The sequence below is a fragment of the Lysinibacillus sp. GW821-FHT14F06 genome, from assembly GCF_058803665.1.
Genome location: NZ_JBXAPF010000016.1, coordinates 49149 through 73538 on the forward strand (window position 1 = coordinate 49149; position 24390 = coordinate 73538).

The following is a 24390-nucleotide window of genomic DNA, read 5'->3' on the forward strand; positions in this document are numbered from 1 at the left end:
TAAGGATTTTAACAGAGAAAAGTGAAAGAAATTGAAATGGTTTGCATAGAGAACGATTTTCAGTTAAGATTAGAATGATGATAATTAAGGAATGGTTCCCCATTCACTGAACACACTATGGAGGTATTTTCATGTCAACTTTAGTTATTAAAGATCTTCACGTTGAAATCGACGGGAAAGAGATTTTAAAAGGTGTAAACCTTACAATCAATACAAATGAAATTCACGCAATCATGGGACCTAACGGAACTGGTAAATCGACACTAGCTTCTGCTATCATGGGGCATCCTAAATATGAAGTAACTTCAGGTACTGTTGAACTTGATGGAGAAGATGTGCTTGAAATGGAAGTAGACGAGCGTGCTAAAGCTGGTTTATTCCTAGCTATGCAATATCCATCTGAAATTGCGGGTGTAACAAATGCTGATTTCTTACGTTCAGCTATTAATGCACGTCGTGAAGAAGGCGATGAAATTTCATTAATGAAATTTATTCGTGAATTAGATAAAAACATGGAATTCCTTGAAATGAATGAAGATATGGCTCAACGTTATTTAAATGAAGGTTTCTCTGGCGGTGAGAAAAAACGTAATGAGATTCTTCAATTGATGATGATTAAACCAACAATTGCAATTTTAGACGAAATTGATTCTGGTCTTGATATCGATGCGCTGAAAGTAGTATCAAAAGGCATCAACGCAATGCGCGGAGAAGGCTTTGGCTGCTTAATGATTACACACTACCAACGTCTACTTAACTACATTACACCAGACCATGTACACGTAATGATGCAAGGACGTGTTGTCAAATCAGGTGGTGCTGAGCTTGCACAACGCTTAGAGGCAGAAGGTTATGACTGGATTAAAAAAGAATTAGGTATCGAAGAAGAAACAGAAGAACAAGAAGCATAAGAGGGAGGACGAACTAGCATGACAGTGGAACTTAACTTGCCTGTAACAGTACAGGACGTGCGCTCGTTCTCAGAAGCAAATGGTGAGCCAACTTGGTTTACAGAGCTTCGTACGGCAGCACTAGACAAAGTAACTGGTTTAGATTTGCCAAAACCAGATAGAACGAATATTACAAAATGGGATTTTGTGAATTTCCCATCTCACTCAGTTGTCAGTGAAGAATTTACTTCACTTGATGCACTACCAGAAGAAGCAAGAGGCTTAATTGATCTGGAAGCTCAAGAAAATCTTTATATTCAACGTAATAACACGCCAGCATATATTAAAACATCACAAGAATTAGCTGATAAGGGTGTTATTTTTACAGATATGTTAACAGCTGTTCGTGAGCATGGAGAACTTGTTCAAAAATATTTCATGACAGAAGCAGTAAAAGTAGATGAGCATAAATTAACAGCGCTTCATGCGGCACTTGTCAATGGTGGTGTGTTTGTCTATGTACCAAAAAATGTGATAATCGAACAACCACTTCAAGTTGTATTTTTAAATGATAATGCGGAAGCTTCACTATACAACCACGTTTTAGTAGTAGCGGAAGCAAATGCTGCTGTAACATATGTTGAAACGTATATCTCGACTGTTGATGAAGCAAAAGGTCAAGCGAATATTATTGCAGAAGTGGTAGTCCAAGATAATGCACAGGTTACATATGGTGCAGTAGATGTACTTGCAAAAGGCTATACTACGTATGTAAATCGCCGTGCACGTTTAGCACGCGATGCAAAAGTGGATTGGGCTCTTGGTTTGATGAATGACTCAGATACAATCTCTGAAAACATTACACATTTAATTGGTGACGGTTCACATGCTGATACAAAAACAGTAGTTGTAGGTCGTGGAGAACAAAAACTTAACTTCACTACTGAGGTTCGTCACTGGGGTAAAAACTCTAATGGGCATATCTTAAAGCATGGTGTTATGAAAGATGCAGCTCAATCAATCTTTAACGGTATTGGTTATATCGAGCATGGTGCAACAAAAGCAGATGCACAACAAGAATCACGTGTATTAATGCTGTCAGAAAAGGCTCGTGGGGATGCAAACCCTATTTTATTAATTGATGAAGATGATGTAACAGCAGGACACGCAGCATCTGTTGGTCGAGTAGATCCATTACAACTTTATTATTTAATGAGTCGTGGTATCTCGAAAGCAGAAGCAGAGCGCCTTGTTATCCATGGATTCCTTGCGCCAGTTGTTACGCAATTACCAATCGAGGGCGTTCAAAAGCAACTGACGGAGGTTATTGAAAGGAAAGTTCGCTAATGATGAAAAAAGACATTAAAAGCTATTTCCCAATTTTAGATCAAGAAGTAAATGGTCATAAACTAGTTTATCTTGATAGTGCAGCAACTTCTCAAAAACCTGTTCAAGTGATTGAAGCGATGAAGCATTATTATGAATTCGATAATTCCAATGTTCACCGTGGTGTCCATACATTAGGAAATCGTGCTACTGATAAATATGAGGGCGCACGTGAAAAGGTTGGTAAGTTTATCAATGCTCAATCCACACAAGAAATTATTTTCATGCGTGGCACAACAACGGCTTTAAATACTGTAGCCGCAAGCTATGGTCGTGCCAATGTTGCAGAGGGTGATGAAATTGTTATTACCCATATGGAACATCACTCAAATATTATTCCTTGGCAGCAACTAGCTAAAGAGAAAAAAGCAACTTTGAAATACATTGAGCTTGAAGCGGATGGCACACTTAGCTTAGACAAAGTACGTGCGACGATTACACCTAAAACGAAAATTGTTTCAGTTTCAATGGCATCAAACGTACTTGGTACGATTAATCCAATCAAAGAAATTGCTCAAATTGCACATGCTAATGGTGCTGTTATGGTAGCCGATGGTGCACAAGCTGCCCCACATATGAAGCTTGATGTGCAAAATTTGGATGTAGATTTCTTAGGTTTCTCCGGGCATAAAATGTGCGGACCAACTGGAATAGGTGTACTATATGGTAAAAAGGAACACCTTGAAAAGATGGAGCCAATTGAATTTGGTGGCGAAATGATCGACTTTGTTGGACTTTATGAGTCAACGTGGAAAGAATTACCGTGGAAATTTGAGGGTGGAACGCCTATTATTGCAGGAGCAATAGGGCTAGGTGCTGCTATAGATTTCTTAACTGAGATTGGGCTTGATACAATTGCTGAGCATGAGCATAAGCTTGTAGGCTACGCAATGGATCAGCTTGAAACAATTGACGGACTTAAAATTTTCGGTCCACGTGACCCAATGAAGCGATGTGGACTTGTGACATTTAACTTAGACGATGTACATCCACATGATGTGGCAACGGTGCTTGATATGAACGGTATTGCTGTTCGTGCAGGACATCATTGTGCACAGCCACTAATGAAATGTCTTCAGCAAGTAGCGACAGCGCGAGCAAGCTTCTATCTGTACAACACAGAGGAGGATATTGACCGCTTAGTTGCAGGGTTACGTTCTGCGAAGGAGTATTTTGGCGATGTCTTTTAATAATTTAGATCAATTATATCGTTCAGTCATAATGGATCATTATAAAAATCCTCGTAATAAAGGATCGATAGAAAATGATGCCGTAACAATTGATATGAACAATCCGACTTGTGGTGACCGTATTCACTTAACATTGAAGGTGACTGATGGTATTGTAGAGGATGCGAAATTTGATGGTGAGGGCTGTTCCATTTCGATGTCTTCTGCATCTATGATGACACAGCTAGTTAAAGGGAAAAAGGTAGTGGAAGCATTAGAGCTTGCTGAAATTTTCTCGAAGATGATGATGGGCGAAGAATATAGTGATAAATATGACCTTGAGGATGTTGAGGCACTACAAGGTGTAGCACAATTCCCTGCACGTATCAAATGTGCGACATTGGCTTGGAAAGCAATGGAAAAAGGCGTAAAGCAATAAATAATTTCTTTTAGTTGGGCGAAGACAATTATGCGTGTCTTCACCCAGCTTGAAAGATTTAACGACTAAATATAATATCATGAACGGAGGAGAAACGATGGCTAAAAAAATGCCTGATATCGGCGATTACAAATACGGTTTCCATGACAAGGACGTATCAATTTTCCGTTCAAAACGTGGTTTAACTGAAGAAATCGTCCGTGAAATTTCAAATATGAAACAAGAGCCAGAGTGGATGCTTGAATACCGCTTAAAAGCACTTGAAACTTTCTATACAAAACCAATGCCGCAATGGGGTGGCGACCTAGGAGATTTAGATTTTGATGAAATTACGTATTATGTAAAACCATCAGAAGCTACACAAAAGTCATGGGATGAAGTACCTGATGAAATCAAAGCTACTTTTGATAAATTAGGCATTCCAGAGGCAGAACAAAAATATCTTGCGGGTGTATCTGCACAGTATGAGTCTGAAGTTGTGTACCACAACATGAAAAAAGACCTTGAAGATCTTGGTATTGTGTTTAAAGATACAGATTCTGCTTTACGTGAAAACGAAGATATTTTCAAACAATACTGGGGCAAAGTAATTCCTTACACGGACAATAAATTCGCTGCACTAAACTCAGCTGTTTGGTCAGGTGGATCATTTATCTATGTACCGCCAGGTGTGAAGGTGGAAACGCCGTTACAAGCTTATTTCCGTATTAACTCTGAAAATATGGGTCAATTCGAACGTACTCTAATTATTGTGGATGAAGGCGCGCACGTACACTATGTTGAAGGTTGTACAGCTCCTGTTTACACAACAAACTCTTTACACTCAGCAGTTGTAGAAATTATTGTACGTAAAGATGCTTATTGCCGTTATACAACGATTCAAAACTGGGCAAACAACGTATACAATCTTGTAACGAAACGCACAGTTGTTGAAGAAAATGGTACAATGGAATGGATTGATGGTAACATTGGTTCAAAATTAACGATGAAATACCCAGCATGTATCCTAAAAGGTGAAGGTGCTCGTGGTATGACATTATCCATCGCATTAGCAGGTAAAGGACAACACCAACATGCAGGTGCGAAAATGATTCATATGGCACCAAACACATCTTCAACAATCGTTTCTAAATCGATTGCTAAACAAGGTGGGAAAGTAACGTATATGGGACAAGTTCGTTTCGGTCCTAAAGCAAGCGGTGCACGTGCGAACATCGAATGTGATACGTTAATTATGGATAACCAATCGACTTCTGACACAATTCCATACAATGAAATCTTAAATGATAATGTTTCATTAGAGCATGAAGCGAAAGTTTCAAAAGTGTCTGAAGAACAATTATTCTATTTAATGTCTCGCGGAATCTCTGAAGAAGAAGCAACAGAAATGATTGTAATGGGCTTCATCGAGCCATTCACAAAAGAACTTCCAATGGAATACGCAGTAGAAATGAACCGTCTTATCAAGTTCGAGATGGAAGGCAGTATTGGATAATACGTCTGACATGCTTAATATATAAGAGTTTTGAATAACAATAATAATCGGACATGCTGAAAACGTGCCAATTAATTTTAACCTTCTGTGTAGGAGGCGAACTTTTATAGTTCGTCTTCTTCTTTTTTTTTTCATAAAAAAACTAAATCAGAAATTGCATTTTTTTTTGAATGGTGATGGTTAACGATTTATTTAGGTTTTAGAGTAAAAAAGATCACCCCATAATAGGTGATCTTGATTATTTACCAAATGAAAGGAATTAGTTTTTTCGTTTTCTGTTTATATATTGTAAATTGTTCTCCGTATTTGTTTTGTAAATAATCATCTGATTTTGGAATATAGCCAAAAACAAATACGAAGAATAAACCAAGAGGGATAAGCAAACTATAAATATTGTTAGAGATTAGCGCTAAGCCTAGCACCCAAAGGCAATCTCCGAGATAATTAATATGAATCGCATATTTAAATAATCCGCCTGTATAGAGCTTACCTTTATTTATAGGATTATCTTTAAAAGGCTTTCTAAGTAATTCTGAAACAGTGTTTAACATACTGCCTCCTAAAAATAATATCCAGCCTACAATTAGTATTGTTAAGTTTGGATCCTGCTCACTAATAATCATTAAAATAGGAAAGCCCAAATAATAAATCCCAAAGGCTATACTGTTCATGAGAGCTTCCTGCATTGCAATACCTCTCGGTAACCATATAAACATCATAGCTGTTAATCGCACAGCTGTAATAATTAAAGCGATAAAAAGCCCTAGAGAAATGACAGATTTTTCATATGTAATAAAAAGTAAATAATATGCAATGATTAAATAGATAATCTCAGCAATTAAAATTAAGATTTTTTCTTTTATCGTAGAATTGTTTATACCATACACAGTAAGGCACCCCTTCGTTATTTAAATTTAATAGGAAAAAATACTTCTATGATATTATTATCCTCTTGTGTGCTATAGGGGTCCGTTTGATAAACTTCAAACGGTGCACCATTCAATTTATAGTTATTTTCATCTATCCATACATGTAGTTTAGTATGTATGGAAGGTAGTTTATCGTAAGAGCCAATAAGCGTAGCCATCGCACAAAGTCCAGGATTAAACACTTTTGTTTCATTCGTGGCAGCTGTAAGTGGAATCGCAATTTCTACATCATAATTATCAGGTTCATATTCAGGACTATGGAAAATAGCAAGCGGTTTTGCGCTAGGTGATAAATTTCTAAACAAGATTTTACTAAATAACTCACTAAATTGTATTAGAAAATCAGCGGTATTTATTTTTTTTCGTTGAGATAAGATATTATAGGTTAAGTGATCCACAAGTTTAATCTCAATCTGATCTAAATAGCTCATGATATTTCCATCTTTGTCTAACACTTGAATATCTAATTTTAATTCTTTTAACATAGAAGAATAAAATGTAAGTTGTTGTGTCAGATTTTCTTGTTTGATTCTCATTTTCTTACTAAGGAGCTCGGTATCATCTCTATTAGTTAAAATAATTTTGATGTCTTCTAACGAAAATAAATAGTTTTTTAATCGTGCTATCAATAAAGCTGTTTCTAACTGGGAAATATTATAATAGCGATAGTTATTATTAGCATCAATGAAATCAGGCTTTAAAAGTCCAATTTCATCATAGTATCGAAGCGTCTTCAGTGTAAGATGAGATATTTTCGAAAACTCACCAATTGTAAGCATAACAATCACCTCCCTTATAAATTACTTTAAATATAAAGTATCCTGTAAGGGGAAGGTCAATCAATGTAACTAAGTTTTCTTAAAGTATTTATACCATTAGATTGGCGGGATGATAGCATCAGAAAAAATAGGGTTGGATGTTTTGAAGGATCAACTTAGACAATTTAGCATAATAAATAAGTGATGCAATCTTCACTCTTTTTATATAAAATGTGTAAGATATAACTTACTTAGAAGGAGTGGCGAAATGTTTCCTATTTTATATACTGATCGATTAGTGTTACGAGAGCTAACAGTTAATGATGCTCAGACTATCTTAAATTGCTTTTCTAATCCTGATGTACTACGTCATTATGGGCAAAATCCATTAACGAGTTTAGATCAAGTTAGGCAAATAATTAATAATTTTTCAAAGAACTATAATGAAAAACGTGGAATTAAATGGGGAATAGAATTAAAAGGGCAAGAAGGTATAATTGGTACCATTGGTTTTCAGGAGTGGTCAACTGAGCATAAAAGGGCTGAAATAAGTTATGCACTATTCCCAGAGAGTTGGGGAAAAGGTTATGCACTGGAGGCTGTTAATAAAGTAATTTCATTTGGCTTCCAAGAGATGGAGTTAGTACGTATAGGAGCAATAGTTTTCACTGAAAATGATGCTTCAAACAAGCTATTAATAAAAGCTGGCTTTGAAAAAGAAGGGTTGTTAAAAAAATATATGCGTCAAAATAATGTTCCATATGACACATATATTTATTCTCTAATAAAATAAAATCGTCCTAAGACCGAGATAGGCTTAATTGCCTTCTTGGTCTTTTGGGAAATAAAATTCTTATAAATTTATTTTATAATCGCTTGTAAAGAATCTAACCCTTCCTTCAGATAAACATAAGCTGTAATTGTCTCAATATTTGTATCTGCTTTTTTCGCTGTAGCTAAATATCGTTGTAATTCTTTTATATAAGCTACTAAAAATTCTGTGAAATTGAATGTGTGTAACCACTGACTATTTTTTTCAATTTTTTTAGAATGTGAAATCATAAGTTTAGACCTACTTTTTTCTAGAGTAAGGATATCTGCATTGCCAAATGGGTCTAATTTTTGACTTTTTCCTGTTTGATGAAGTGTTATCAATTTGCTAGTAAAATCACCTAAAATAGTACTGTGTCCAGTAGTGGTAAAGAAAAGTAGCTCGTCTTCATTGTTATCCTTTGCAAACACTTTTAAATAGCCATCAAAATAAAGATTATCTAAAATAGAAGTGTCTTCTTCTAATTCAAATCTTATTTGCATATAAGTTTTCCTCCAAATTTTTGTCGATTTCAAACTTTCTCTTTATTACGATAGTAGTCATTTGGAAAAATGATACTTAATTGGATTTTATACTTCTGAATTATACAATATATATTAAAATCCTTCAGTTTTATTAAAATGCTGCAGAAACTTGATTTATTAAGAATTAATTCAATTTGATTTGTTCTTTAGTTTACGTTAACTTCTTCATCGGTGCTTATATTTCACCTAAAATCATTGAAATTATTGTTAACTTTAAGTGAACTACTAGAAGTTTATTGCTCTTTTAGATATTTTTTGGGGCAAAAGTGACATTATACTGGACAAATACAATATTTTATCATAAAATTAATGTAATAAAATCAAATTGCGGTAGAACAATGAATTCACAAATTACAAAGAGTAATCGTGTTTTGTTAGTTACTTTTTGTAATTTGTGAATTTTTTTCTTTTGAAGCAATGGTAATGATTTTATTTAATACAATTAGTGGAGGTCATATAAATGACACAAGGTACAGTAAAATGGTTTAACGCAGAAAAAGGTTTTGGCTTCATCGAAGTAGAAGGCGGAAATGATGTATTCGCTCACTTCTCAGCTATCCAAGGAGACGGTTTCAAAACATTAGAAGAAGGTCAAAAAGTTGAATTCTCAGTAGAAGAAGGTCAACGTGGACCACAAGCTACAAACATCGTAAAACTTTAATTTTAATGCTACACCCATAAAAAGGCATCCTTTAATTAGGATGCCTTTTTTGTATAGCTACTTAGGGAGATTTTTGACCTAATTGATAATTAATTTCACTAATTATAGAAATAACACTGGATTTTATAATAATTTAATACTAAAATGATAATGATTATCAATATCATTTAAAATAGGAGCTGATAATACTTTTTCAAAATAACTACATAAGAAGGGGAGGTTACTAGAACAGTTAGATTGATATTCACACATAATTGACGAAGGAGTGTTCGATAGAATGAAAAAGAAATTTATACTTTTTAGCTTTATTGCATTATTAATGCTCGTTTTAGCTGCCTGTGGTGGAGAAAAGGAAAGTGAACAAGATCCATCCTCTAATAAAGATGAAAGCGTGGATACAGCTCAAGAAAAAGAAGAGAGTTCAGAAGAAAATGGCACAAGAACAATAGAATATCTTGGTGAAAGCTATACAGTTCCACAAAAAGTAGAAAGAATCGTTGTAACAGGCGCAATGGAGGCAATGGAGGATATGGTTGTGCTGGATGTGCATCCAGTAGGGGCTATTGCTATTGGTGGAAAGTTCCCTGAACTCTATGCTTCTGTGACAGATAAAGCTGAATCTATTGGTGAGAAAATAAAACCGAACTTTGAAAAAATAGTAGAATTAGCTCCAGATGTTATTTTAGGTTCCACAAAGTTTCCAGAGGAAGTACAAGGAAAGTTGGAGAAAATTGCTCCTACAATTTTAGTATCACATATCTCAACAAACTGGGAAGACAATTTAAATTTATTAGCTGACTTAACAGGTAAACAAGCAGACGCAGAAAAAATCTTGTCTACATATAAGGCTGATATCGAAGCTGCTAAAGCAACTCTAATTGAGAAATTAAAAGGTCAAAAAGTGGCAGCTATACGTATTCGTGGCGGACAAGCTTATGTGTATCCGAAAGAAGTGTTCTTCAATCCTGTATTATATGGTGAGCTTGGTTTAGAAGTACCTGATGAAGTAAGCAAGGCTAAGTCACAGGAAGCTATTTCTGTGGAGCAATTGGCTGATATGAACCCAGACTATGTGTTTATTCAATTCTCTGCTGCTGAAAATGCTGATGCACCTAATGCATTAGAAGATTTTAAAAAGAATCCAATTGTCCAAAATATTAATGCCTTTAAAAATGATCAAGTATTTGTCAACGTTGTAGATCCACTAATGGAAGGTGGCCCTGCATATAGCCGAATTAAATTCTTAGAAAGTGTTCAACAATATCTTTTAAAATAAAGGCAAAGATAAAACTATTTACCTGGCATTAGATTTTATGTAAATAAGAAGAAATGAATAGGGTGTCTAATTGTAGCTTTTACTTTATCAGTATGCTGTATCCCGATTGTTATACACATCAACAATCGGGGTGCAGTTTTTTTATTTGTCATTTAATTCCCCTATGAAAAGAGATTCTGTGAATACGGTTTTTTTACTATGTATTCATATGGAAGTAGAAACTGTATGCTATGATAATGTACATAGAGGAGGGAGTCACATGATACGAGTTGGATTAACTGGTTGGGGCGATCATCCTTCACTTTATAGTGGAGTGACTGCCTCAAAAGATAAATTATTCGATTATACGGGTCATTTTTTAACGGTTGAAGTAGACACTTCTTTTTATGCTATACCATCTAAAGAGAATGTACGAAAATGGTGTCAGGATACGCCAGATGATTTCCGTTTTGTTGTCAAAGCCTATCAAGGCATGACAGGGCATTTACGTGGGGATATTCCTTTTGAATCCAAAAATGATATGTTCAATGCCTTTATCGAATGTGCCAATGAATTTAAATGCCATGGTAAGCTAGGAATGCTTCTTGCTCAGTTTCCGCCATGGTTTGATTGTCAGGCAAAAAATGTTCAATATTTGTTGTATATACGACAGCAGCTTAAGGATTTTGAGGTGGCTATAGAGTTCCGAAATCAAACATGGTATGCAGAGCCTGTCGTGCAGCAAACTATGAATTTCTTGCAGGAGCATCAATTTATTCATACAATTTGTGATGAACCACAGGCAGGTGTCGGTTCTGTTCCATTTTATCCTGCTGTCACTGCCAAGAAGGCACTTATTCGAATTCATGGTCGCAATATTCATGGCTGGCGTAACACTGGAAATGCTGAAAATTGGCGAAAAGTTCGATTTTTATATGATTATAATAAAGAAGAGTTGCAACAGCTTGGGCATCATATCACAGAACTTGAGACTAAGGTGGAGGAGCTTTTCGTCTTATTTAATAATAATTCAGGGCTGCATGCCGCTAAAAATGCTAAGGAACTACAAGTTATTTTAGATATTAAAGATGTCGGGCTAGCGCCTAAACAATTAAATATGTTTGAAGGGGAACTATAATGGAATTTTTTCTTTTAGTCATTATTGCGCTATTCTCTGGCTTAGTAGGTGCACTAGTCGGACTTGGCGGGGGCATAATACTAGTGCCAGCAACATTGTTCGTAGGATTGAATCTAGGAATGATTCCAGATATAACACCTCAAAAGGTGGTTGGATTATCGGTTGTGATGATGATTTTTACTGGACTTGCCTCAACTTTAAGCTTTATGAAATCCAAAACCGTTGATTATAAAAGTGGTTTGATATTTTTTATAGGTAGTGTTCCAGGAACAATGCTAGGTGCATGGGTAAATAAGGGATTAGATTTACCTTCATTTAATTTATATTTTGGTATTTTACTTATTATTCTAGCGACGATATTACTTGTACGTGATAAATTGAAACCTGTAAAATGGTTTGTAAAAAATGGGACGCAGCGAGAATTTACGGATACTGAAGGTAATACCTTTGTTTATGGGTACCCCATTTGGTTTGCCATTATTTTAACATTTGGTATAGGCTTTGCCTCTGGATTATTTGGTATCGGTGGTGGCTCAATGATTGTGCCTGCAATGATTATTTTATTTTTATTCCCACCACATGTTGCTGTGGCAACATCAATGTTCCTAGTGTTTCTTTCATCGCTCGTTGGTTCAGCGAGTCACATCTATTTAGAGCATGTTCCTTGGCTCTATACAATACCTGTTATCCCTGGTGCCTATATCGGTGCAAAGCTTGGGGCAGCGTTAAATAAAAGAATAAAATCAGAGACACTTGTAGTAGCATTGCGCGTTATATTATTATTAATGGGAATTAGATCCATAATTGAAGGTTTATTGTAAAGTGTTTTTGTTGAGATATTAATGTGAATGAAAAGAAGAGGTTGCTAAAATGCTGGAGAAAATTCATATTTTTCACACGAATGATTTGCACAGTCATTTTAAGTATTGGCCACGAATGCAAAATTATGTGAAAGCGCAGCGTATGGAGCTCGCAACAATGGGTGAATCAAGTTTTCTTTTTGATGTTGGTGATCATTTAGATCGTTCCAATATTTATACAGAGGCTACAATCGGTAAGGGTAATGTGAAACTGCTAAATGAAGCGGGTTACGATGTCGTGACCATTGGCAATAATGAAGGCATAACATTGTCACACGAAGAGCTATATCATTTGTATGATGAGGCAGCATTTGAGGTTGTTGTAGCCAATGTCTATGTCTCACAAGGAAGTAATCCTTTTTGGATGAAGCCCTATGTTGTATTAACTACTGCACATGGTACTAAATTAGCGGTTATTGCAGCAACTGCTATGTTTGAAATTTATTATAAAGAATTAAAGTGGGAAATGGACGATGCTCGAGGGACATTAATTCGGCTAGCTCTTCAGCTTCGTGAGGAAGTAGATATTGTTGTCTGTTTGTCACATTTAGGTATTACAGAGGATGAGCTCTTAGCGGATGAATGCCCAGAAATAGATGTAATCTTTGGCTCACATACCCATCATATTCTGCCTAATGGCAAGCTTGTCAATGGCGTATTATTGACAGGTGGAGGGAAATTCGGACAATATACAGGGCATCTTGTGGTAGAATATGATAAAAAACTGAGGAAAATTGTTGAAAAAAAGGATAGTTTAATTCATAATAAGGATTTGCCAAAGGTTAAAAATGAAATAGACATTGTACAGTCATATGAAGAAGAAGGCAAGCAATTGCTAGATACTCCAATATTTGTAACAAAAAAATCGTATAATAAGGAATGGTTCCATTATTCGCAATTATCCGATTTGTTTGCTCTGGCCATCTTAGATAAAAGCGGTGCAGACTGTGCATTATTTAATGCGGGAATATTTTTAGATGGTCTACCCAAGGGAACTGTAACTGCCTTGGACTTGCATAGGATTTTCCCACATCCAATTAATTTATGTACGATTGAATTAACAGTTGCAGAAATGAAAGAAATATTCCAGCAATCAAAAAATGAAGAGTGGCCCTATATTGAGTTGAAAGGACTAGGATTTAGAGGCGTAATCTTTGGAAAGATGCTGACTTATGGCTTTTCAATGAATGAGGATCGTCAGTTACTTATCAATGGAAAGCTTGCAGATAACGATCGAATTTATAAATTAGTGACGCTTGATTTATTTACATTTGGTTATTTTTATCCAAGTTTTAAATATGCGAAGAAAAAATATATTCTACCAGAATTTTTACGAAACATTATGATAGATTATGGGCAAAGAATTTTTAAGCCGTAGAAATCAATGCTTTAAGAATGGATTGGGGAAGAGGTCATGCGATTAATTTCAATCGATGTATTAAAAGAAGGAATGGTATTAGGAAGAACTATTTGGAATGAGGCTGGACATCCTTTATTAAAGAAGGATGTTGTGATAAACGACCGCATTATTCAAAGACTTCAGGAATTAAATATGCATTATTTATATATAGATGATGAAATTTCTGAGGGGATTGAAGTAAAGGAAACTGTTCCACCTGCAATGCGAAATAAGGCAGTTTCAACCATTAAGAGTTCCTTTCAATCAATGGATGGTTTAAATCCAGTAAATGCCTCTTATATACTTGACCAGCAGTCAAAAGCGATTGTCTCAATTGTAGATGAGTTACTGTCAGCAGTTACTGGAAATGATGAAATTTTAACAATACTAACCGATGCATATTTATTTGATGAGTATTTATATCAGCATTCCTTTCAGGTTACACTCTATTCGATAGCCATTGCGAAAGAGCTTGGATACTCAGCGGAGGATTTACGTTTAATTGGCATTGGTGCTTTATTGCATGATGTGGGCAAGTTAATGGTACCAAAGGAAATTCTAACAAAGCCTGGACGCTTATCCAATGAGGAATTTGATACAATGAAGAAGCATACACGTTATGGCTTTGATTTGTTACGGAATTTACATTCTATATCATTGCTAGTAGCTCATTGTGCGTTTCAGCATCATGAACGCATTGATGGCAGCGGTTATCCTCGAGGTTTAGTTGATTTCGAAATTCATCCGTTTGCTAAAATAATTGGTGTAGCTGATGTCTTTGATGCTGTGACAACAAATCGTGTTTACCGTGAGAAAATGCTGCCTTCACAGGGCTTAGCAATTGTAGAAGCGGGCTCTGGCACTATTTACGATGCACGTATCGTGAGAGCTCTGAAAAAGGCGGTTGTCCATTATCCTAATGGGGTTATTTTAAAATTATCGGATAATCGTAGAGGCATCGTATCAAGACAAAATACTTTGAATTCTGCATACCCATTTATTCGTATTTTTGAGGAGCAAAATCAGTTATTATCAGCTACATATGAAATTAATTTAGTGGATTACCCAGGCTTAACAATTGAATGTGTGGAAACAGACTATGTTGTACCATCCAAAGTTGAATAAAAATCTTCTCCTGTTCATATTTTATGGAACAGGAGGAGATTTTTTTGTTTTTCCCTCGAAAAAGGATGAAACTACGATCATATAGCAATCATAGTCATTATGGTAGCTATAGAAAAAAAGGAAAACGGTTGAATCGTTTAACGTTATTAATTGTAAGCATCATTATAGGTGTTTCTTTATTCATTTATTTTTTGAACGAGCGACTAATGCCTACCTACCTACAATATGCTGAAGTACAGACTACTAAAATTGCATCCTATGTTGTGAGTAAAGCATCATTAAATGTTTTGGATATTAATGACGTACTTGTAGAAGTATCCCCTGGCAGCAACTCAGATTTGAAAATTAATACAGAAATTATTAATCGGGTTCGTGCAGACACAGTAAAGCAAGTAAAAATGTACTTGGAGCAAGCAGAGCAAGGAGATTTATCGAATTTGCCAGATCTTGAAAATATTGAGTATGATTATAACAAGATTAAAGAAGGGGACGGAGTTGTATTTTATGTCCCAATTAGCCAGGCAGCCAATATTCCTTTACTGGGGAATTTAGGTCCTAAAATTCCAGTACGCTTTCATGTAATTGGTAATGTGCATAGTGATGTTACTTCTTCCATAACGGAATATGGAATTAACAGTGCGTTTGTAGAAGTTGGGATTCATTTAGAGGTAAATGTACAAATCATTGTGCCATTCGCTAGTAAATCCTCAACTATTACGCAGGACATCCCAGTGGCAATGGGATTGACAAGAGGGCCTGTACCTAATGTTTATACAAATGGTAGTGAGGGAACTCAGCCATCACTTGAAATACCTATTCCATTTGATAAATAGAAAAGTTGCTGTGATAGTTGTTGCCGTTCCTTTAATATGTTACATTGACAACAGTAAAGATAGTTAATATAAAAAAAGCACATTTTTGATAGGGGCGATATTCGTATGACATCTTGTAAACCTACAAGCACAGGTAAGGAAGAACATCTAAGAAAACCGGACTGGCTAAAAATTAAACTAAACACTAATGATGAATATAAAGGGCTAAAAAAACTGATGCGTGAAAAAAATCTGCATACAGTATGTGAGGAAGCGCGCTGTCCTAATATTCATGAGTGCTGGGGCGAACGCCGTACAGCAACAATGATGATTTTAGGTTCTGTTTGTACGCGTGCTTGTCGCTTTTGTGCCGTTAAAACGGGCTTACCAAATGAGCTGGATTTAGCTGAACCAGAGCGTGTAGCAGATTCTGTAGCTATTATGAACTTGAAGCACGTTGTTATTACAATGGTTGCACGTGATGACTTAAAGGATGGCGGCGCTCAAGTATTAGCTGAAACGGTGCGTGCAATTCGACGAAAGAGTCCGTTTACATCTGTAGAAGTTCTACCATCAGACCTAGGTGGCTTGCAAGAAAATCTACAAATTTTAATGGATGCAAAGCCTGATATTTTAAACCATAATATTGAAACGGTGCGCCGCTTAACGCCTAGAGTTCGTGCACGTGCAAAATATGAGCGTTCTTTAGAATTTCTTCGTTTGGCAAAAGAAATGCAGCCAGATATCCCTACAAAGTCATCTTTAATGATTGGTTTAGGTGAAACACATGAAGAAATTTTAGAAGTAATGGATGATCTACGAGCTAATAACGTAGATATTATGACAATCGGTCAATACTTACAGCCGACGAAAAAGCATTTACCTGTTAAAAAGTACTATTCTCCAATAGAGTTTGGGAAGCTGCGTAAAATTGCGATGGAAAAAGGCTTTAAGCATTGTGAAGCTGGTCCACTTGTGCGTAGTAGCTATCACGCCGATGAACAAGTGAACGCAGCAACAAAAGAGCGTCAATTACAAGCAGAAATATAAAGCAAAAGCTGTCGTAGAATAGGTGGTGTCCCTTTGATTATTATTGATGGATATGAATATGAGATTATTGAAGATTACCGAGATGCTTTTCAAGAGGAAGTATTGAAGGAGCGATACTCAGATATTTTAGCCAGATACGATTATATTGTGGGCGATTGGGGCTATAATCAATTACGTCTAAAAGGCTTTTTTGATGATAAAAATCAAAAATCTACTTTCGATACAAAAATTAGTACGCTCCAAGATTATTTATATGAGTTTTGTAATTTTGGCTGTGCCTATTTTGTATTACGTAAATCTGGTAAAGCTATTTACCAACTAGAAGATGTAGTAAGTGAAGATAACGAAGTGACAAAGCCTATTGAAAATGAATCAATAGCGGAATAAACAACAACAGAAACCTGATGCCATTAGCATCAGGTTTTTTAAATTTGTAAAAGATGATTTTTTGGATTTTAGGGCACACTAATAAATGTATATTTAAATTTAAAGGTGTGTTGCTAAGATGAAAAAAGCTATATTTTTAGATCGTGATGGTGTAATCAATGAGGTGTTAACGAGTCGTGTGAAATTTGTGAATAAGCCTAAGGATTTTTATTTTCTACCACGTGTGCCAGAAGCTATAAAAAAATTAAATAAGTACTTTGACTATATATTTGTGGTCACCAATCAAGGAGGGGTCGGTCTAGGGTATATGAAAGAGTCAAAGCTTCAAAAAATACATGAGCATATGATGAAGGAATTGAAAAAGGACGGTGCCATTATACACGAGGTAGCCTATTGTCCACATAAGCCAAAATCGGGCTGTGACTGTCGCAAGCCAAATAGTAAACTAATCGTTGATCTTGGGGAAAAGTATAATATTGATTTATCCAAATCCTATATGGTGGGAGATACGGACACGGACATCATAGCGGGAAAACGTGCAGGGACTAAGGGTGTGTTTTTAGGAGAAAAGGATCCATTAGCAGATGCAATTTTTCCAGATTTAATAAGTGCTGCTAATTGGATGATTGAAGATGCAAAAGACGTATAAATTATATAAAAAAGGATAATTTACTAAATGGAGGTGATGAACTTGACTAAAGAAAAGAACAATAAAAAAACAGTTGACCGAGAAGAATATGGGTATGGATTTGATATTAGTGTCGACGACTTAGGAGTTATCGGGCAAAATAAACAAGCCAAAAAGCAAAACAATAATGAAAATAAAGATAAGCCGCAAAATAAAGATAATCCTTCTATCTTGAATAATGATTAGCCTATATACATTTTTGTAAGATTGCTACTAAAAAAATTTCGCTATTCTTCTGCTATACATGCTCAATGCTTGTAGAAAGCGGAATTTTTTTGTAGTCAATTCTTAATGCTAGAATCTCTCACAAAAAAACACCCTATTTTTAAAGGGTGTTAATTCAATAATTCACGTAAATATTCTCGTAATTCGGCAGTTTCTTCCTCTGAACGATTGTAAACATGCTCAAGGTAGCCAGGCTCTTCAATATCGTCTGGACCAATAATAGCGAAGCGTCCAAATTGAATATCCATGACAAGCACCTTACCAAAAAAACGACCTGATTGCAAAATAGCTAAATCATAACGAAGTTTTCCTGCAAAACTGACAAAGCGTGTTTTAGTATCTTCTACATCATCATATAAAAAAAAACGTTCCATCTTTTAATCTCCTTCCAGTCCTATAGATATGGTACTATAGAAGAGAAAAGACTATCAACTTTTAAAGATTTGAATGGGGGCTTTCCTTGTGTATTTTGTAGATCGAAATAAAATCACAAAAAATTTACAGTACTTAGATGGATTATTAGCTATTTTAGAGGCAGAAGATAATTGGCTACAAAATGATATTAAAAAATTAGCAATCGAGCGAATTGGTCACAATATTATGGAGTCGATGATGGATGTTGGGAACTTGATGATAGATGGCTTTATTATGCGTGATCCGGGAAGCTATGAGGATATTATTGATATATTAATCGATGAAAAAGTTGTATCAACAGAAATGGAAGCACCATTAAAAGCAGTTGTAGGCTTACGTAAAATGCTCGTTCGTGAGTTTATAGAGGTAGATAATCAGGAAGTAATCAATGTGTTAACAGCAAATCTATCTGCATTAAAGCAGTTCTCGCCAGCCGTTAATAGTTATTTAACAAATGAACTTGGTCCAGTCTCTGCATTTTTGCCAGAGGATCATCAATGAAAAACTATAAGGCATACTGCTTCGATTTAGATGGTACAGTTTACCGTGGGAAAGAGGGTATCTCTTCTGCGATTTCTTTTATTCAACGTTTGCAGCAAGTTGGTATCGAGCCATTCTATGTTACAAACAATTCTTCTAAGACTAGAGAGCAACTGCAGGAGGCTTTAATCGCTATTGGTGTAAATGCACCCCTTAAACATATTTACTCGAGTGCGTTGGTAACAGCCAAATATATTGCGCGAAACTTCCCAGGTCAAAAAGTCGCCATGATGGGCTCTGATGGTATTCGTAAAGCATTGTTAAATGAAGGTATTGAGACTATTGAGGAAGAGCCAGAGGTGTTCGTTATGGGCATTGATCGCACCTTGGATTATATGGCACTTGCCAAGGCAACGATTGCTGTTCAAAATGGTGCAGCGTTTATCGCAACAAATCAAGATATTAAATTTCCGACAGAATATGGATTTCTTCCTGGTAATGGGTCGTTTGCTCGTTTAGTAGGGGAGGTTGCTGATGTTGAACCAATTTATATTGGTAAGCCATCACCTGCTATGCTTGAAATGATTGCTGTTGAGCACGGTTTTACAAAAGATGAGATGGTCATGATTGGCGATAATTATGATACAGATATTATGTGTGGTATTCGTTTTGGTTGTGATACTATTCATGTTAATACTGGTGTGACACCTACAAGTAGTGTATTAGAGAAAGAGCAACAGCCAACATATATTATAGAGGCTTTAATTTAATCAATTTCGCCTTGGCGTAATTGCGTCCGGATTTTGAATTGTGCCCGCACAATTCATTCCTTTGAAAATCCGTGACATCCGCCGGGGGCTTTATCTTCATTCAGTAGGTGTTTTCGACACCCACTGAAAAGGAACCAAAACCGCAATCATCTCACCACCTGTAGAGGTGGAGTCTTCTACTGAATGAAGATAAAATAAAAAGGATGTTTATGTCGAATTTTTGGCATAACATCCTTTTCATATGTTCAAATTTATTATAGCAGCTATTTATCGTCTACCATAAAGGATTTTCTTCTATAAATTGATAGATGGCTTTTGTTAACGCTTCAGGAGAGTCAGCTTCCACTAATTCACCATTGACGATTGCATAATAGGATTCTGAGCATTTCGTACAGTAGCTGAGGCAGCCATATTCCAAAACGTCGATGTTTGGATCGCGCTCTAATATTTCATACGTTTTTTGAGAGCCATTTGCCAAATTACTCACACAAAATTCAACCATTGGATTCATACATGTCACCTCACCAAAGTAATGCTACTCGCTTTTAAAACATTCGTCAATGATTTAAGTTTATCTTAGGGTGAAAGTGGAATATGATAATAAAATTAATGTTTATTTTTAAATTTTCAAAAAATAATAATAGCACTGAAAATTTGGGTTATAACGTTAAGTTGAAAAGTACAACTACATCAAAAACCGTGCAAAAAAGGCAGGTAATCATTTATTTTGTGAAATCTTTCACAAAATTGCATTCTTATATTGTGAAACATCTCACAATCGGTTATACTCATTTGTGGATACTTTGTGAACAATTATTATAAGAGGTATAAAAGGAGACTATTATGGGAAAATTAGTACTTTTAGGTGGCGGCTACGGCAATATGCGTGTCATGCTTCGTTTATTACCAAACCTTCCATTAGACACGGAAATCGTGCTAGTAGACAGAGCCCCTTTCCATAGTTTAAAAACAGAATTTTATGCATTAGCAGCAGGGACTTCAACAGATAAAGAAATTCGTGTAAGCTTCCCGGAGCATGAACGTTTAACGGCTGTATATGGAGAGGTCGTTAAAATTGATCGTGCGGAAAAAGTAGTCATTCTAGAAGATGGGCAACATATAGAATATGATGATTTAGTCGTAGGTCTTGGCTGTGAAGATAAATATCACGGTGTACCAGGGGCAGAGGAATACACATATAGCATTCAGACTATGGCGAAATCACGTGCAACCTTCCAAGCACTTTGTGGTTTACCAGCAGGCTCTACTGTCGGAATTGTAGGAGCTGGTTTAAGTGGGATTGAGCTTGCAAGTGAGCTTCGTGAAAGTCGCGCAGATTTAAAGATAAAATTATTTGACCGTGGTCCACGTATTATGAAGGACTTCCCAGAAAAATTGAGTAACTATGTAAAGGCTTGGTTCGTGAAGCATGATGTAGATGTCATTGCCAACTCTAATATTACAAAGGTTGAGCCTGGTAAAATTTTTAATCATGAAGACGAAATTCCACTCGATGCAGTTGTCTGGACTGCTGGCGTACAGCCAGTGAAAATTGTGCGAGAGATGGATGTTGAAAAAGATAAGCAAGGGCGTCCTTTAGTAACACAATATTTTAATGTCCTTGATGATGAGCATGTATATGTTGTTGGGGATTGTGCCTCTTCCGATTTTTCACCTAGTGCTCAGTTAGCAGAGGAACAAGCAGAGCATATCGTGAAAGTGCTTCGTATGCGTTGGAAAGGTGAAAATTTACCAGAGAAGATGCCAGATATTAAATTAAAAGGCTTTATGGGATCACTTGGTAAGAAACAGGGCTTTGCTTATTTAGCAGACACAACTGTAACAGGACGTATAGCTCGATTGATGAAATCAGGACTATTATGGCTGTATAAATATCAAAACGATTAAGCAGGCTGTTATAAAAGAGGATTGCTTCAATTATGATTATTTGAAGCAATCCATTTCTTTTATACAGTTTCATCTGGAATAAAGCCCATTTTTTCAAGCGCTGAAAAGACAGGCTTCAATTGCACATAACCTTCGCCTACTACTTCATCATTTATTAATACTAATGGATAAAAAAACTCATCTTCTTGTATGCGTGCAGCATAATCTTGATCCCGTTCATTCTCAATTGGACCTTCGATATCTACATAGCGAATATCATAAGCTTGGTTTGGATATTTTCGATTAATCGCTGCCTGTAGCCACTCATATGTATCCTTTGAAGACGGCGCGTTTACACAGCTAGCGCAGATGACTGCCGTTCCATAAATTTCGATCATTGGTTTCATTTGTCCCATTGTATTTCCACTCCCGTGATTCAATATTGGATTTTTTCTGTTGCTAACATTATAATCATTATAAGGAAAGGAGTCGAGATAAATGGCTGAAGCAACAATTAACGACCAAGTACAAGAGGTATTAGATAAATTACGCCCATTCTTACTACGTGACGGTGGAGACTGTGAATTAGTAGATGTAGAGGATGGCATTGTAAAATTACGTTTACTAGGTGCATGTGGAAGTTGCCCAAGTTCAACGATTACGCTTAAAGCGGGTATCGAACGCGCATTATTAGAAGAAGTACCTGGCATCGTTGAAGTAGAGCAAGTATTCTAAGTAAATTTAAAAAGTTCTAGCTGACCATTCAAGCTAGAACTTTTTTTTAATGTTTGCGTGACTGTTCTTTTTCTTCTCGGATAATAGCCCATTGCTCTTTTGCCATATCAATAATTTTTGCTTCACCGCCAATGCTTTGCTTTTCGATAACCCTTGAAAAGAAACGTGTGGCATTTTCAATATCACCTATACGTCGTGATAGTTCAGCAATCATATACATAATGCGTACATCCGACATCTGGGTTGAGCTGTAATCCTCTGTTGAATAGGATTCCATATACTGATCCCGTGCCAATCTCATAAAGCGCTGCTCCTGACCGCTGTTGTTTAGGGAGCGATAAAGCCATGCAAGACGTAAAGCGAGACCCGCTATGGCAACGAATTTTTCTTTTTTGATTGTGCCGCAAAGGAAGGCTAATTTATAGGCTTGAATTGCTTGAAAGACAGTACGCTCTCCTTTGAAATCATGATGTACCCATTTTTCAGTTATTTGCGTGCGAATTTCATCTTGTATGCCAGGTGCAAAATATTTGGTAAAGTCTTCTGTAAAGGAAAATCCACAGTGCTCACAAACAAAAACATTATAGTAAAGGGCATTGACCCCATCAGCATAAATAGGCTGAAAGTCCGTTTCTGTATGGTCGACCTTAATGAATTTAGAGCGGACTTTTAATGTAGGAAATTCTTTTTTGCAATTAAGACATTGAATTTTTTTTTCGTAATAAGGTGAAATCTCCATATTTTTTACCTCTTTCATCGACATCGTTATAACTATTATACCAATGAGATTTCTATAAACATGAATAAAAAATACTATTTATGTGAAAAATATTAGAATTATTACTAAAAATGCACTTAAAGCTGAATGTTTGTCATACAATGGTCAAAATTGATATGATGTTATATAAGAAAGAAGGTGATTGGGATGACAAGTTTAAAGCAAGTAATTGAAATTACACAGGCAGCTGGTTTTCATATTCAAGAAATGATGGAGCATAACGAAGAGCAAGGTTCTTTTTTACGTGTAGCTGTGAATGGTGGAGGCTGTAGCGGTCTATCCTATGGGATGCATTTTGATAAAGAGAAAAAAGATGATGATATTGAAGATGAACAACATGGTTTAAGAATTCTTGTTTCCCGCGAAGATGCGCCGATTTTAATGGGAACAAAAATAGACTATAAACAATCGCTAATAGGTGGTGGCTTCACCATCGACAATCCAAATGCGATTGCATCTTGCGGTTGTGGCACAAGTTTTAAAGCGGCAAAACGTGAAGGTACGCCTGAAGTTTGTGAATAATTAATTTGGACGGACAGTAAATCGTCGTGCTTACGTATTTATACCGAGTAGTTGTTAGTTAGTTTTTATTGGATAATTGAATATATACTTAATGCGCTTTCTTACGTATTGAAAATCGATACGGAAGGGAGCGCTTTTTTTGTCTGACAATCGTTCTATTAAACGACGTATAGCAAGAGTGAAAGAAGAGAGAAAATGAATCAATTTATACCGTACATAAAATCAGACTAACTGATGCTTGGAATTATTTTATGACAGCTAAGATTGGCGATGGTATTCGAAATAGGACGCAATTGAACTATTCGAATACTTGGCGGCCTTTTGAAGTCGGTTATATAGCTCGATGTGTTAAAAGTTATCTATGTTGCTTTGGGTCTTTTGTTCGTTTAATTGGACCTTTGTGAGCTATACTCCATTCAATAATATGGTCAGTAATTCGATCATATAAATCATCTTCCAAGTACGGTACTTCACTATTATTTATAGTATCTATATCTGTTCGTATTTCATGTAAAACATCCTTTTCGAAAACTTTGTCATCGTTTAGGATATCCCATATGTACTGGCAAAATAATTCAAATCCTTCATCCCAGTTACCATTCCCATTATTTTGTGCTTCATATCGAAGTTTTTCAATCGCTCTAATTAGTTCGCCTTCAACAATTTCTGATTGACCACTCTTCGGAACGTAATTTTTCCAGATATTTTTGGCTTCTTCAAAGTATTTCACAAACTCACCTCGCTAAAATATTTAATCAAATTTTACCATTTAGAATAACAAG

Annotated in this window: 30 protein-coding genes; 22 read left to right on the forward strand and 8 right to left on the reverse strand. The window is 35.9% G+C overall.

Features of this window, described 5'->3' with window-relative positions; translation table 11 throughout:
- Positions 1-131: 131 nt before the first annotated feature.
- From sufC to sufB, 5 genes are all read left to right on the forward strand, one after another.
- A complete protein-coding gene (sufC, locus tag AC1RNS_RS14985) occupies positions 132-911 on the forward strand; it encodes a Fe-S cluster assembly ATPase SufC (RefSeq protein WP_492993751.1) in 780 nt (259 codons plus the stop codon).
- 18 nt (positions 912-929) lie between these two features.
- On the forward strand, positions 930-2237 hold the full coding sequence (gene sufD, locus AC1RNS_RS14990) for a Fe-S cluster assembly protein SufD (RefSeq protein ID WP_492993752.1): 1308 nt from the start codon (positions 930-932) through the stop codon (positions 2235-2237).
- Positions 2237-3466 carry a cysteine desulfurase gene (locus AC1RNS_RS14995; protein ID WP_492993754.1) on the forward strand — a complete coding sequence of 410 codons (1230 nt, stop codon included), beginning with the start codon at positions 2237-2239 and terminating at the stop codon, positions 3464-3466. Before sufD ends, AC1RNS_RS14995 begins: the two co-directional genes overlap by 1 nt.
- Positions 3456-3884, forward strand: a complete 429-nt coding sequence (gene sufU, locus AC1RNS_RS15000; protein WP_492993755.1) for a Fe-S cluster assembly sulfur transfer protein SufU — start codon at positions 3456-3458, stop codon at positions 3882-3884. The genes AC1RNS_RS14995 and sufU overlap by 11 nt, the downstream gene beginning before the upstream one ends.
- Before the next feature lie 97 nt (positions 3885-3981).
- Entirely contained in the window at positions 3982-5379 is a 1398-nt protein-coding gene (gene sufB, locus AC1RNS_RS15005) for a Fe-S cluster assembly protein SufB (RefSeq protein WP_009371995.1), read from the forward strand.
- 242 nt (positions 5380-5621) lie between these two features.
- Here sufB and AC1RNS_RS15010 read toward each other — a convergent pair whose 3' ends face one another.
- Together AC1RNS_RS15010 and AC1RNS_RS15015 are read right to left on the reverse strand one after the other, a co-directional pair.
- Positions 5622-6266: a methyltransferase family protein gene (locus AC1RNS_RS15010; RefSeq protein ID WP_492993757.1), complete on the reverse strand. Its 645-nt coding sequence runs from the start codon at positions 6264-6266 to the stop codon at positions 5622-5624.
- 17 nt (positions 6267-6283) lie between these two features.
- The gene (locus AC1RNS_RS15015) at positions 6284-7087 is read right to left on the reverse strand and encodes a MerR family transcriptional regulator (RefSeq protein ID WP_492993759.1); all 804 of its coding nucleotides are present in this window, start codon (positions 7085-7087) and stop codon (positions 6284-6286) included.
- A gap of 247 nt (positions 7088-7334) precedes the next feature.
- Here AC1RNS_RS15015 and AC1RNS_RS15020 point away from each other — a divergent pair, with 247 nt between their 5' ends.
- Positions 7335-7859, forward strand: a complete 525-nt coding sequence (locus AC1RNS_RS15020) for a GNAT family N-acetyltransferase (RefSeq protein WP_492993760.1) — start codon at positions 7335-7337, stop codon at positions 7857-7859.
- A 68-nt stretch (positions 7860-7927) separates the two neighbouring features.
- Here the strand turns inward: AC1RNS_RS15020 and AC1RNS_RS15025 are convergent, their stop codons facing one another.
- Positions 7928-8380 (reverse strand): hypothetical protein, encoded by a 453-nt coding sequence (locus tag AC1RNS_RS15025; protein ID WP_492993761.1) that lies wholly within the window; start codon positions 8378-8380, stop codon positions 7928-7930.
- 502 nt (positions 8381-8882) lie between these two features.
- Between AC1RNS_RS15025 and AC1RNS_RS15030 the strand changes: the two genes are divergently transcribed.
- The 11 genes from AC1RNS_RS15030 to AC1RNS_RS15080 all read left to right on the forward strand — a co-directional run bounded on the left by AC1RNS_RS15030 (position 8883) and on the right by AC1RNS_RS15080 (position 17983).
- A complete protein-coding gene (locus AC1RNS_RS15030) occupies positions 8883-9083 on the forward strand; it encodes a cold-shock protein (protein ID WP_054770577.1) in 201 nt (66 codons plus the stop codon).
- A 277-nt stretch (positions 9084-9360) separates the two neighbouring features.
- Positions 9361-10359, forward strand: a complete 999-nt coding sequence (locus tag AC1RNS_RS15035) for an ABC transporter substrate-binding protein (RefSeq protein WP_492993762.1) — start codon at positions 9361-9363, stop codon at positions 10357-10359.
- A gap of 259 nt (positions 10360-10618) precedes the next feature.
- Positions 10619-11476 carry a DUF72 domain-containing protein gene (locus tag AC1RNS_RS15040; protein ID WP_492993763.1) on the forward strand — a complete coding sequence of 286 codons (858 nt, stop codon included), beginning with the start codon at positions 10619-10621 and terminating at the stop codon, positions 11474-11476.
- The gene (locus AC1RNS_RS15045) at positions 11476-12297 is read left to right on the forward strand and encodes a sulfite exporter TauE/SafE family protein (RefSeq protein WP_492993764.1); all 822 of its coding nucleotides are present in this window, start codon (positions 11476-11478) and stop codon (positions 12295-12297) included. The genes AC1RNS_RS15040 and AC1RNS_RS15045 overlap by 1 nt, the downstream gene beginning before the upstream one ends.
- 49 nt (positions 12298-12346) lie before the next feature.
- Positions 12347-13714 carry a bifunctional metallophosphatase/5'-nucleotidase gene (locus tag AC1RNS_RS15050; protein ID WP_492993765.1) on the forward strand — a complete coding sequence of 456 codons (1368 nt, stop codon included), beginning with the start codon at positions 12347-12349 and terminating at the stop codon, positions 13712-13714.
- Between the two features lie 36 nt (positions 13715-13750).
- Complete coding sequence (locus AC1RNS_RS15055; RefSeq protein WP_492993766.1) at positions 13751-14860, forward strand: HD-GYP domain-containing protein; 1110 nt, start codon at positions 13751-13753, stop codon at positions 14858-14860.
- 23 nt (positions 14861-14883) lie between these two features.
- Complete coding sequence (yunB, locus tag AC1RNS_RS15060; protein WP_492993768.1) at positions 14884-15693, forward strand: sporulation protein YunB; 810 nt, start codon at positions 14884-14886, stop codon at positions 15691-15693.
- Positions 15694-15798: 105 nt separating this feature from the next.
- Positions 15799-16722, forward strand: a complete 924-nt coding sequence (gene lipA, locus AC1RNS_RS15065; protein ID WP_492446244.1) for a lipoyl synthase — start codon at positions 15799-15801, stop codon at positions 16720-16722.
- Positions 16723-16755: 33 nt separating this feature from the next.
- Positions 16756-17109: a YutD family protein gene (locus AC1RNS_RS15070; protein ID WP_492993770.1), complete on the forward strand. Its 354-nt coding sequence runs from the start codon at positions 16756-16758 to the stop codon at positions 17107-17109.
- Positions 17110-17227: 118 nt separating this feature from the next.
- On the forward strand, positions 17228-17758 hold the full coding sequence (locus tag AC1RNS_RS15075) for a D-glycero-alpha-D-manno-heptose-1,7-bisphosphate 7-phosphatase (RefSeq protein WP_492993772.1): 531 nt from the start codon (positions 17228-17230) through the stop codon (positions 17756-17758).
- 27 nt (positions 17759-17785) lie between these two features.
- Positions 17786-17983, forward strand: a complete 198-nt coding sequence (locus AC1RNS_RS15080; protein ID WP_492993773.1) for a hypothetical protein — start codon at positions 17786-17788, stop codon at positions 17981-17983.
- Positions 17984-18132: 149 nt separating this feature from the next.
- Here AC1RNS_RS15080 and AC1RNS_RS15085 read toward each other — a convergent pair whose 3' ends face one another.
- Complete coding sequence (locus AC1RNS_RS15085) at positions 18133-18396, reverse strand: DUF3055 domain-containing protein (RefSeq protein WP_492993774.1); 264 nt, start codon at positions 18394-18396, stop codon at positions 18133-18135.
- 88 nt (positions 18397-18484) lie between these two features.
- Between AC1RNS_RS15085 and AC1RNS_RS15090 the strand changes: the two genes are divergently transcribed.
- The gene (locus AC1RNS_RS15090) at positions 18485-18937 is read left to right on the forward strand and encodes a DUF86 domain-containing protein (protein ID WP_492993775.1); all 453 of its coding nucleotides are present in this window, start codon (positions 18485-18487) and stop codon (positions 18935-18937) included.
- On the forward strand, positions 18934-19686 hold the full coding sequence (locus AC1RNS_RS15095) for a TIGR01457 family HAD-type hydrolase (protein WP_492993776.1): 753 nt from the start codon (positions 18934-18936) through the stop codon (positions 19684-19686). The genes AC1RNS_RS15090 and AC1RNS_RS15095 overlap by 4 nt, the downstream gene beginning before the upstream one ends.
- Positions 19687-19960: 274 nt before the next feature.
- Here AC1RNS_RS15095 and AC1RNS_RS15100 read toward each other — a convergent pair whose 3' ends face one another.
- Entirely contained in the window at positions 19961-20197 is a 237-nt protein-coding gene (locus AC1RNS_RS15100; protein WP_427544855.1) for a YuzB family protein, read from the reverse strand.
- A 332-nt stretch (positions 20198-20529) separates the two neighbouring features.
- Between AC1RNS_RS15100 and AC1RNS_RS15105 the strand changes: the two genes are divergently transcribed.
- A complete protein-coding gene (locus AC1RNS_RS15105; protein ID WP_492993777.1) occupies positions 20530-21594 on the forward strand; it encodes an NAD(P)/FAD-dependent oxidoreductase in 1065 nt (354 codons plus the stop codon).
- Between the two features lie 59 nt (positions 21595-21653).
- Here AC1RNS_RS15105 and AC1RNS_RS15110 read toward each other — a convergent pair whose 3' ends face one another.
- Positions 21654-21989: a YuzD family protein gene (locus tag AC1RNS_RS15110; RefSeq protein WP_492993779.1), complete on the reverse strand. Its 336-nt coding sequence runs from the start codon at positions 21987-21989 to the stop codon at positions 21654-21656.
- Positions 21990-22071: 82 nt separating this feature from the next.
- On the opposite strand from AC1RNS_RS15110, the gene AC1RNS_RS15115 reads away from it, so the two are divergent.
- Positions 22072-22308: a NifU family protein gene (locus AC1RNS_RS15115; protein WP_341300224.1), complete on the forward strand. Its 237-nt coding sequence runs from the start codon at positions 22072-22074 to the stop codon at positions 22306-22308.
- Positions 22309-22354: 46 nt separating this feature from the next.
- Here AC1RNS_RS15115 and AC1RNS_RS15120 read toward each other — a convergent pair whose 3' ends face one another.
- Positions 22355-23047: a DUF2225 domain-containing protein gene (locus AC1RNS_RS15120; protein ID WP_492993781.1), complete on the reverse strand. Its 693-nt coding sequence runs from the start codon at positions 23045-23047 to the stop codon at positions 22355-22357.
- A gap of 186 nt (positions 23048-23233) precedes the next feature.
- Between AC1RNS_RS15120 and AC1RNS_RS15125 the strand changes: the two genes are divergently transcribed.
- A complete protein-coding gene (locus AC1RNS_RS15125; RefSeq protein WP_492993783.1) occupies positions 23234-23608 on the forward strand; it encodes a HesB/IscA family protein in 375 nt (124 codons plus the stop codon).
- Between the two features lie 355 nt (positions 23609-23963).
- Here AC1RNS_RS15125 and AC1RNS_RS15130 read toward each other — a convergent pair whose 3' ends face one another.
- Complete coding sequence (locus AC1RNS_RS15130) at positions 23964-24338, reverse strand: hypothetical protein (protein WP_492993785.1); 375 nt, start codon at positions 24336-24338, stop codon at positions 23964-23966.
- Between the last annotated feature and the right edge of the window lie 52 nt (positions 24339-24390).